The following is a 415-nucleotide window of genomic DNA, read 5'->3' as shown; positions in this document are numbered from 1 at the left end:
CGGTCAATACGGCCGAGCTGCAGCGCTACATCCGCCAGGGCTGGGTGCAGCCCATCGCCACGGCCACGCTGCCCCACCTGGCCAGGCAGTTGCCCCGGTTCCAGAACCGGGCGGCGATTCCGGGCCTGGTGCACGGCGGCAAAACCTATGCCATTCCCTACACCTATGCCGAGATGGGCCTGGTGTACGACCGCCAGCAGATCCAGCAGCCGCCCAGCTCCATCACCGCCCTGTGGGACCCTCGCTGGCAGGGCAAGGTGATTGCCTACAGCGCGGGCACGCACAACTTTGCGCTGGCGGCCCAGGCGCTGGGTTTGCCGTCGCCGTTCCGCCTGGCCGAGCACCAGTGGCCACCGGCGGTGGACAAGCTGATTGCCCTGCGCCGCAATGCCGCCGCTTTCTACACCCAGCCCGA

General features: G+C 68.7%; 1 protein-coding gene. It reads left to right on the top strand.

Going from position 1 to position 415, the window contains the following annotated elements; all coding sequences use genetic code 11:
- A partial coding sequence (locus AC097L_RS25125; RefSeq protein ID WP_479589430.1) for an extracellular solute-binding protein occupies nucleotides 1-415 on the top strand: 415 nt, incomplete at both ends.

It is taken from the genome of Rhodoferax sp. RT5P35, assembly GCF_056521385.1.
The sequence above is the reverse complement of the archived record's forward strand: the minus strand, read 5'-3'. Positions and strand labels throughout refer to the sequence as shown.